The sequence below is a fragment of the Tateyamaria sp. genome (assembly GCF_059783535.1).
Window position 1 is genome coordinate 1 of record NZ_JBYNDP010000136.1, and the last position, 9,347, is coordinate 9,347.

8 protein-coding genes and 1 rRNA gene are annotated in these 9,347 nt (G+C 57.4%); 6 read left to right on the forward strand and 3 right to left on the reverse strand.

The window, feature by feature from the left end:
- The first annotated feature begins 289 nt into the window (after window positions 1-289).
- Together AC6RA8_RS18710 and AC6RA8_RS18715 are read left to right on the forward strand one after the other, a co-directional pair.
- Complete coding sequence (locus AC6RA8_RS18710) at window positions 290-1,630, forward strand: HAD-IA family hydrolase (protein WP_500354788.1); 1,341 nt, start codon at window positions 290-292, stop codon at window positions 1,628-1,630.
- Window positions 1,627-3,123: a hypothetical protein gene (locus AC6RA8_RS18715; protein ID WP_500354789.1), complete on the forward strand. Its 1,497-nt coding sequence runs from the start codon at window positions 1,627-1,629 to the stop codon at window positions 3,121-3,123. Before AC6RA8_RS18710 ends, AC6RA8_RS18715 begins: the two co-directional genes overlap by 4 nt.
- A 139-nt stretch (window positions 3,124-3,262) precedes the next feature.
- On the opposite strand, the gene AC6RA8_RS18720 is transcribed toward AC6RA8_RS18715, so the two are convergent.
- The 3 genes from AC6RA8_RS18720 to AC6RA8_RS18730 form a co-directional block, all read right to left on the reverse strand.
- Window positions 3,263-3,598, reverse strand: coding sequence for a hypothetical protein (locus AC6RA8_RS18720; protein WP_500354791.1), 336 nt, complete (start codon window positions 3,596-3,598; stop codon window positions 3,263-3,265).
- Window positions 3,582-4,055 (reverse strand): ParB/RepB/Spo0J family partition protein, encoded by a 474-nt coding sequence (locus AC6RA8_RS18725; RefSeq protein ID WP_500354793.1) that lies wholly within the window; start codon window positions 4,053-4,055, stop codon window positions 3,582-3,584. Before AC6RA8_RS18725 ends, AC6RA8_RS18720 begins: the two co-directional genes overlap by 17 nt.
- 101 nt (window positions 4,056-4,156) lie before the next feature.
- Entirely contained in the window at window positions 4,157-4,645 is a 489-nt protein-coding gene (locus tag AC6RA8_RS18730; RefSeq protein WP_500354795.1) for a fasciclin domain-containing protein, read from the reverse strand.
- A gap of 246 nt (window positions 4,646-4,891) precedes the next feature.
- Between AC6RA8_RS18730 and AC6RA8_RS18735 the strand changes: the two genes are divergently transcribed.
- The 4 genes from AC6RA8_RS18735 to AC6RA8_RS18750 all read left to right on the forward strand — a co-directional run.
- Window positions 4,892-6,385, forward strand: coding sequence for an FMN-binding glutamate synthase family protein (locus AC6RA8_RS18735; RefSeq protein ID WP_500354797.1), 1,494 nt, complete (start codon window positions 4,892-4,894; stop codon window positions 6,383-6,385).
- Window positions 6,386-6,457: 72 nt separating this feature from the next.
- Complete coding sequence (msrP, locus tag AC6RA8_RS18740) at window positions 6,458-7,363, forward strand: protein-methionine-sulfoxide reductase catalytic subunit MsrP (RefSeq protein WP_500354799.1); 906 nt, start codon at window positions 6,458-6,460, stop codon at window positions 7,361-7,363.
- Complete coding sequence (msrQ, locus tag AC6RA8_RS18745; protein WP_500354801.1) at window positions 7,363-7,965, forward strand: protein-methionine-sulfoxide reductase heme-binding subunit MsrQ; 603 nt, start codon at window positions 7,363-7,365, stop codon at window positions 7,963-7,965. Before msrP ends, msrQ begins: the two co-directional genes overlap by 1 nt.
- A gap of 784 nt (window positions 7,966-8,749) precedes the next feature.
- A 16S ribosomal RNA gene (locus AC6RA8_RS18750) occupies window positions 8,750-9,347 on the forward strand; the annotation flags it as partial.

The window sequence follows — 9,347 nt, forward strand, 5'->3', positions numbered from 1 at the left end:
CAGATGTCCCAAAGTCTTCCTATCCGCCATCGCTCTCGCTGCACTCGTCATTTACTGGCCACGAGTCCTGAACCTATTGCGACCGTCATCTATTGGGTATGAATCCTGACCCTAAGACCAAATCAATGGAGAGCTCGCAATAATTTGTGAAAGAGTCTAAACCGGCGGCACCTAGCTGGCGTTGATTACCCAAATACCTTATCCGGTGCTGCATGATGACTCGCTGCAATTCTCCCCAAGCTTCTCGCAAGAATACCGGTAATACGACGTGCACCAGCAGGCAGACGCCATGACCCGTGTTGCTGCGCTTGTCCCTCTCAAGCTCCATTCGAGACGTCTTCCGAACAAGAATTTCCTGCGTTTGGGCGATCATCCACTCGCGCGCCATGTCTTCGAGACTTTGGCAGCGGTTGAGGCGCTTGACGACGTTTACTGCTACTGCAGCAAGCCGCAAGTCATGCAGCTACTTCCTGAAACGGTTCGGTTTCTTGCCCGCCCGGAACGGCTCGATCACGACACGGTCAAGGCGAATGAGCTCTTTCGCTATGCCGTGGAGCGTATCCCCGCCGACCTCATCGTGCTGTGCCACGCCACGGCGCCATTCATAACGCAAGAAACCGTTCGCGCCTCGGTCGACGCAGTGAAAAATGGCGGCTACGATTCCGCAGCCTCGGCGATGAAGCTGAAAACTTACTGCTGGCACCGCGGTGAACCGCTTAACTACGATCCGGCAGCAATGGCGCAAACTCAGGATCTTCTGCCGATCTATGCGGAAACGAGCGGCGTGTACGTCTTCCGCAAGGCTGACTATCTGACGACAAACACGCGCATCAACGGCCGAACCTTCTTGGCTGAGGTCGATGCGCGTGAAGCGGTCGATATCGACTACCCGGAGGATTTCGCCCTCGCGCAGGCATTGCTTGATTTCGATCCGCAGGGCGTTACGGTACAGGGTAACGAGTACTTTGTGGGTATCATGAACTCGACGGCGCGAAATCGAGACATCAAACTCGTTACCTTCGATCTCGACGGCGTTTTGATCGATTCCGTACCCGCGATGGAGGTGGCATGGGCGGCAGCGTGCAAGGTAGCTGCGCTGGACATCCCCTTTGATCGCTACGCCAAGGGCATTGGATATCCTTTCCGAGAAATCCTGTGCCAGCTCGAGATTGACGAGGCCCTGCACGCGACAATCGAAGAGACCTACAATGCCGCTGCGATTGCCGCCCAGGAGAAGATCAAGACCTATCCCGGCGTGGCCCACGCGCTTGCACGCCTTCAAGATGCGGGAGTGCAGATTGCGATCGCGACCTCGAAAAACCGCGAACGCACGATAGGGATCCTGGCGGAGCTGCTGCCGGAAATCCAGTTCGACCATGTCACAACTCCAGACGACGTCAAACCCGGGCGGGGAAAGCCGCACCCCGACCAACTCTTGCACTGCGCGCTCGCCGTGAGCGTCGACCCGCAAAACACGATCTACCTGGGCGATATGGAAGTCGACAAAGAAGCGGCGCAGCGCGCGGGATTTCGCTTTGTACATGCGGGTTGGGGATACGGTGCACTTGAAGATGTCAACGACATCTGGTTTGCCTCCATTGGCGATTTTGTCGAGTTTCTGCTCGAATGACCAAGCCCCACCCGTCGGTTCGTGCAACAGATCTTCTTTTTCATGGCGCACGCCGCCTCCGCTGGTGGGTGGCTGGTAAGCTTGCAAAGCGCAGGCTCAAGCGCGGGCCGCCGTCCGTAGAGATCACCCAGACTGATACCGAACGCTTCCCGTTTCTGGAGGCGTACCTCAGTACCACAGAGTGCAACTTGCTGGAAGACTACAAGCAGGGCGGCGTCCAAAGGATCAGCCCCGTGGACGGTCGTGCGTATTCGCAGATCTTCGGCATTTTCCTGAACAAGTACCACATGAATGTCCTTGCTCCGGCCGACTACGAAAACGCCAAAATCGAAGACTGCCTGTTTGAATTGGTCTATGTGGGTCACGCAATTGCAATTTGTGACGCAAACGGACGCCGGATGGCAATGCTCCGCCCCTTCAATTACGAGGAGCAGCTAAGCGACGTCGCTGCTGCATTTCTGGTCGAACTTGCGCGCTATCGCGTATCACCATTGAAGGCGCCTCGTCGGCCCACTCTGTTTTTGGGCGACACACGACCGCTGCATTTCGTGGGGGATGTGGTGGGTTATCTCTATGCCAAACGTGCTGAACTTGACGCTCTTGAAGAGCCGCTTCAGGTGGTCGAAGCCCGGAACCAGTCCTTCTTCGGGCTTGAAACAACCTTCGCGCCCTACATCCAGTCCAAGGTACTGGAGCACACCAAAGTCAACGCGTATTGCCGTCAACACAACCTGATGCTCATCTCGGGAGGGCGTCCTGCCGGCGTCAGCCTTTCAGATCGCAGCGGTGCACTTCCCTGGTGCGCACCGCGGCTTGCTGCGGAATCCGCCGACGCTCAGCAGGCGCGGAGCGCGACGCTACCGCCCGACCCAATGGTTGTTGTGATTGGCCTCGACGTTGAGAAAGATCGCTTCCCTGATCAACGTAAACTGGCATCGGTCATACTCTCGCAACTTGTCCGCCACTCTGCCGACCGAGGTCACCAACTGGTCGTCGCATGGGATGGGTGGACTATTCGAGAAACTGGCGTGACAGAGAATGATCGTAAGATGTTCGAGCGCATCCGAAAAGTCGCTTCGGAGATCGAACTCGGATGGGATGAGGATGTCGTATTCACCAAGATCTACGATCTACCCTTCACCGAGAAAGTTGCCTTTTGCATGGAGATCGATTTTTTCGTGTCAACCCACGGGACGGCCGCAATGATTGCCGGTGGGATGTGCGGTAAACCGGGTTTCTGCTACCACAACCCTGTTGAGTTGGCGACCGAGTTGCCGCTGAGCTACAAGGCCGTGCATGTCCTGCCACCTGAAAAGGCCCGCTTTCTTGAACCGATCCCCGAGCATATGCCACAGCATCATTGGCCGTTCACGATCGATTTGACCGCCATTCCATCGATATCCAGCCTCTTGGAAGCGAAACCAGATGCAACCGAAGGCGCTGACAAACACCAACCAAACCGTGGCGTTCGCACACCGTTTGACGTGCTCTAGCTGGCGTGGTGGGCTGAAGCCCCCTACGCGTTTATAGTTTGATCGCTTTTAAGTCAGACCAGTGTGCATGAATGCGCATCCTGCGGGGCCTAGCTGTCTGTCCCAAACACCCGCTCGATCGTTTCCATTACGTCGTCCATCAGGCCCGGGATTTTGGCCTCGGGTCCCGAAAACTGGAGGATCCAGCCGGAGCAGGTGAGTTTGCGCCGGATTTGTAGACCGCGAGCGAATTTGATGGAGCGGCGGGGAGCTTTGGGGGCGCCGGGGCGGTGTCTTGGTTTTGGGGGTTGAGTGCCTCGTGGATCACCGGTTCGAGTGCGGCCCATTGGCCGTTGAGCGTGTCGCAGCCCGAGGTACGGAGGGTGTCGGGCAAAAGGTCTTCCCAGCCTGCCCGGAGCGCGGAGGCGAGCCGTTCGATGCGCGCGATGGACAGCCGTTCGGGGGAGGCGAGCGTGCCGTCAAAGACCCCGACCACCAGTGTGATGCTGCGCAGCCGCGCTTTTTTTCTGGCATGACAATGTGCCGAAGAGGGTGGCGATGGCTGCGTCTTCGCTGTCGAAGAGGTCGGAGTGGAGGCAGTCGAGGATGAGCCGCACTTTCTCCCACGGGCTGATTTGCGCGCGGATTTCGTTTTCCGTGACCATGGCGGCGAGCGCGTCGGGGATGTCGCGGGGGCTGCGGAGGAAGGCGGGGATCGTGTCGTGGTCGAGCGTGCGGCAGGCGGCGAGGCGGCGGTAGCCCGAGATCAGCCCGTAGCGGTATCCATCCTGCGGTTGGCTGAGTTGCCAGACCTCGATCGGTTGGCGCAGGCCGTGGCTGAGGATGGAGTGTTCAAGCTCGGTCTGTGCCTCGGCGTCTTGCGCTCCGCGGTCGCGGGGCAGGGCGTCGGCGTAGATGTCTGCGAGCGAGATGTGCTGGAGGGGATCGGTCATGGGGGCCTCATCTGCTGTTCGGGTGCAGCATGGGGCCGGGATGTGCGGTGTTGCGCGACGTGAGGGCCCCCCGGGCGGTGGGGGCCCTTGTTGTTAATTGCTTAGCTGCTTGTTTCGGGCAGGATAACCTTGTCGATCACGTGGATCACACCATTCGAGGTTTCGATGTCGGCGTTGACTACATTGGCCTCTTCGACCTTCACGCCGTCATCGAGGTCGATGGTGACAGCGTCACCTTGAACGGTGGTGGCCTCCATGTCGTCCTGCAGATCAGTCGACATCACTTTGCCTGGCACAACGTGGTAGGTCAGGATCGCGGTCAGCTGGTCCTTGTTCTCGGGCAGCAGCAGGCTCTCCACCGTGCCTTCTGGAAGGGCGGCGAACGCTTCGTCCGTTGGCGCGAAGACGGTGAAGGGACCGTCGCCTTTCAGCGTGTCGACCAGCCCAGCGGCTTGCACGGCGGCCACGAGTGTTTCGAAGGACCCTGCGCTGACGGCCGTGTCAACGATGTCTTTTTTGCCTGTGCCTGCGATTGCAGCGGTTGCGACAGCGGCGATTGCGACAGTGGCGAGAAGTGTCTTGCGGATCATTAAAGTGTCTCCCTTAACAGAGTTGCGATAACCGTCATGCGGCATCGACAGGGAAACGCGCGGAAGTGGTAGATGGATCACGTGGAAATTTTTCCCACAACATCTTGAAACAGGCTGCCGAGCGCCTAAGCTGGGCCGTCTTCACATTTCCACTCACGACTTTGTTAAGTATGGCAGAAACCCGCCTGCGCTTGCGTCCTTGCGAAACGCTTTGCACAGTGTGCCCAGCTTTCAGCGGAGGATGTCGTGGGATTTGCAATGGCTGTGCTCGAGGTTTTGGTCCTCGGCTTCTTTTTTGTTATCGGTCTGGCGGTTGCTGTGGCTTTGGTCATGTTCGTCATAGACCGCGCCCAGACACATGATGCGATCCGGCGGAACTATCCGGTCATTGGGCGGTTCCGGCATTTATTTTCGACGTTGGGTGAGTTCTTTCGCCAGTATTTCTTTGCCATGGACCGCGAGGAGTTGCCGTTCAATCGGGCACAACGCGAGTGGATCAAGCGGGCGGGCGAGGGAGTCAGTAACACAGTGGCCTTTGGGTCGACCCGCAATCTGAATGTGGTGGGCACGCCGATCTTTGTGAATGCAGCATTTCCGCCGCTTGAGGATCAGTTTGCGCGCACCGCGCCAATGGTCATTGGTGAAGGTGCGCGGACACCATTTACTGCGCGCTCATTCTTCAACATCTCTGGCATGAGTTATGGCGCCATTTCCAAACCCGCCGTGCGCGCCCTGAGCCGGGGTGCGAAAGAGGCGGGTGTCTGGATGAACACGGGCGAGGGCGGGATCAGCCCGTATCACCTTGAGGGTGGGTGCGACATTGTCTTTCAGATTGGGACGGCCAAGTTCGGCGTGCGCGACGAAGAGGGCAACCTGAGCGATGACAAGTTGCGCGAAGTGGCAGCCCACAAGCAGGTGCGGATGTTCGAGATCAAGCTGGCGCAGGGGGCCAAGCCGGGTAAAGGAGGCATTCTGCCCGGGGCAAAGGTGACGGAGGAGATCGCTGGTATTCGGGGGCTGCGCGTTGGGCAGGATGGGATTTCGCCCAACCGTCATGCGGAGGTGAATGACTGGAACGATCTGTTGGATCTGGTGTGTCATATCCGCGAAGTGACGGGAAAGCCGGTGGGCATCAAAACCGTTGTGGGTGCCGAACACCCGGTGGCAGAGCTGTTTGCCGCGATCAACGCGCGGGGGGCGGCATGTGCGCCTGACTTTATTACAATAGACGGCGGTGAAGGTGGAACGGGTGCCGCACCAATGCCTCTGATCGATCTGGTGGGTATGTCGATCCGAGAGGCGCTGGTTGCCGTTGTCGACATGCGGGACGAGGCGGGCCTGAAGGATCGCATCCGCATTGTCGCCTCGGGTAAGCTGGTGAACCCCGGCGATATTGCCTGGGCCTTGGCAGCGGGTGCCGACTTTATCACCACTGCGCGCGGCTTCATGTTCAGCCTGGGCTGTATTCAGGCGCTAAAGTGCAACAAGAACACATGCCCGACTGGGATCACCACCCATGACAAGCGTTTCCAGAAGGGCCTTGTTGTCGAGGACAAAGAAAAGCGGGTGACCCGATATGCCCGTGAAATCATTCACGAGGTCGAGACCATTGCACATTCTGTAGGTGTGGCTGAGCCGCGGATGATGCGCCGCCGTCACGTGCGCATCGTGCAGGATGATGGCCGGTCCCGGCCGCTGAACGAAATCACTCCGAGTTACAACCCGGTGACAAGCGCGTGAGCGGATATCATTTTGGTACCCGGTCAGGACCATCTATGTGCCATGGTGCTTGAAACCTTAGGAGACACTTGAATGGCCCATCGTTGGAAAAACACCCTCACGCGCGCTGACGCGACGCCGCTGGCGGCGTACATGAACCGTCGGCAGATCATGGCAGGGGCGATGGGTCTGGGCCTGATCGGCGCGGCGGGCATGGCGCGTAGCGAGGAAGCCGAGCTTGAGCCCAATTCCTGGGAAGACATTACACAGTATAACAACTTCTACGAGTTCGGGACGGGCAAAAGCGATCCGGCACGCAATGCGCACATGCTGACGACTAAACCGTGGACTGTGGCGATTGATGGTCTGGTCGACAATCCCGGCGATTATTCAATGGACCAGATCATGGAGGCCATGACGATCGAAGAGCGTATCTATCGTTTCCGCTGTGTCGAGGCGTGGTCAATGGTGATCCCATGGAACGGGTTTGAGCTGGCGGACCTGTTGAATCTGGCAGGCGTGCAAGAGGGCGCGAAATACGTGGCCTTTGAAACGGCCCTGCGTCCCGACGAAATGCCCGGCGTGCGGTTCCCGACACTCGACTGGCCCTATGTCGAGGGCCTGCGGCTGGATGAGGCGATGCACCCGCTGACGATGATGGCGACTGGCATCTACGGCAAAACCATCCCTAACCAGAACGGTGCGCCGATCCGCTTGGTTGTGCCGTGGAAGTATGGGTTCAAATCGATCAAGTCGATTGTGCGTATTACAGTGACAGAAGACGAGCCACCGACCAGCTGGAATCAGGCGAACGGGCGCGAATACGGCTTCTATAGCAATGTGAACCCCGAAGTAGATCACCCGCGTTGGAGCCAGGCCAGCGAACGCTTGGTGGGCGGCGGATTGTTTGCCAAGCGCCAACCGACGCTGATGTTCAACGGTTATGAAGAAGAGGTCGCAAGCCTGTACGAAGGCATGGACCTGCGCGCGAATTACTGATGTTGGTGGACCGGATCAATCAGGTGGCCCGCAAGGTCCCCACATGGGCAGTGTATATAGTGTACCTGATCCCGGTTCCCGTACTTCTATATATGGCGCAAACCGGGGGCCTTGGCCGCGAGCCTATCAATGCCCTTGAGCGTGAGCTGGGAGGGATTGCGCTGCAACTTGTGATCATCGGTTTGTGCATCTCGCCTCTGCGGCGGTTCTTTGGCGTGAACCTGATCAAATTCCGTCGGTCGATGGGTGTGCTCGCCTTTACTTATGTCGCGCTGCATCTACTGGTGTGGGCTGTGCTGGACGTGCAGTCGATTGACCGCGTCTTGGCTGACATCATCAAGCGTCCGTACATTACAATAGGGATGGCTGCGTTCATCCTGATGGTGCCGTTGGCGCTGACGTCGAACAATACATCCTTAAAATGGCTGGGCGCAGTTTGGCGTCGGCTGCATCTGCTGACCTATCCGGTCGCGATTCTGTCCGGGGTGCATTTTGTCTGGCTCAGCAAGGGCTTTCAGTTGGAGCCTTTGGTGTACCTGACCGTGATTCTGGCGCTTTTGGCCCTGCGTGTTCCCACACTGGTCAGAAAAGTAGCGGCTTGAGGCGTGATTTGCCCTGAATTGGGCACTGTCTGCGTGGCGAGCCAGGTGTGACTCGGGCCTTAAGGGCAAAGATTTCGGAAAACCTGGGTGCTCAATCGGTGAATCGGGCGACTCGTTTGATTGAATCGGCTGCGATTCATCCGACTCTGGCCGCTGAGTCCGGTGAGTCTTGGGGATAGGTCTGTGGATAACCCTATATATTGATGACAGGCGTATGACGGAGCGCGTTGGCGCGGGTAATTTTATGCCGATTTGACCCGAGGTTCACGAAATTTGATTGCTTAAGCCTATGTTTTTTCGAGGAAAATGAGGTTTTTTGGAAAAAAATGCGATTTCTTAAAAAAAGCACTTGCGGGCACCCCGCACTAACCGTAGAACCCCCCTCACCGGCGGCGCAGAGATGCACCAACGGGGCGCCAGACGGGCCACACGGAAGCGGAAACGCAGACAGACGGCAACGAGACGCAAGAATAAATCAGAGGTAATCGAGGCGGGGCGCGCCAAAAAGTTAGGGCGCATCCAGTCGCTTTTGTCTCTACGCTCTTTGAAATTGATGATAACTGAAGAGATATGTGGGCGGTTTGGTTCATTTCGATGGATCAACGTCTGTATATCGCGCTCTTAGACCCTCGGGTCGATGATAGAGTGTCAGCTTCACTGTTTGGACGGTTTCTTGTTTTCTTATGAAAACCTGAAGCACAACAAACAGAAGACTGTCCCGATCATGCCGGTCGGGACGATGTGCAGAGGTTCGAACGTCAAGGATATGATGGCAACATCATTTCAACTTGAGAGTTTGATCCTGGCTCAGAACGAACGCTGGCGGCAGGCCTAACACATGCAAGTCGAGCGCACCTTCGGGTGAGCGGCGGACGGGTTAGTAACGCGTGGGAATATGCCCCTCTCTGCGGAATAGCCACTGGAAACGGTGAGTAATACCGCATACGCCCTTCGGGGGAAAGATTTATCGGAGAAGGATTAGCCCGCGTTAGATTAGGTAGTTGGTGGGGTAATGGCCTACCAAGCCTACGATCTATAGCTGGTTTTAGAGGATGATCAGCAACACTGGGACTGAGACACGGCCCAGACTCCTACGGGAGGCAGCAGTGGGGAATCTTAGACAATGGGGGAAACCCTGATCTAGCCATGCCGCGTGAGTGATGAAGGCCCTAGGGTCGTAAAGCTCTTTCGCCAGGGATGATAATGACAGTACCTGGTAAAGAAACCCCGGCTAACTCCGTGCCAGCAGCCGCGGTAATACGGAGGGGGTTAGCGTTGTTCGGAATTACTGGGCGTAAAGCGCACGTAGGCGGACTATTAAGTCAGAGGTGAAATCCCGGGGCTCAACCCCGGAACTGCCTTTGATACTGGTAGTCTTGAGT

Bases quoted from the DNA above. Each gene is read 5' to 3' on its own strand.
- AC6RA8_RS18715 (WP_500354789.1), top strand. From the start codon at position 1,627: ATGACCAAGCCCCACCCGTCGGTTCGTGCAACAGATCTTCTTTTTCAT.
- msrP (WP_500354799.1), top strand. From the start codon at position 6,458: ATGGCCCATCGTTGGAAAAACACCCTCACGCGCGCTGACGCGACGCCG.
- AC6RA8_RS18725 (WP_500354793.1), bottom strand. From the start codon at position 4,055: ATGACCGATCCCCTCCAGCACATCTCGCTCGCAGACATCTACGCCGAC.
- AC6RA8_RS18730 (WP_500354795.1), bottom strand. From the start codon at position 4,645: ATGATCCGCAAGACACTTCTCGCCACTGTCGCAATCGCCGCTGTCGCA.
- AC6RA8_RS18710 (WP_500354788.1), top strand. From the start codon at position 290: ATGACCCGTGTTGCTGCGCTTGTCCCTCTCAAGCTCCATTCGAGACGT.
- msrQ (WP_500354801.1), top strand. From the start codon at position 7,363: ATGTTGGTGGACCGGATCAATCAGGTGGCCCGCAAGGTCCCCACATGG.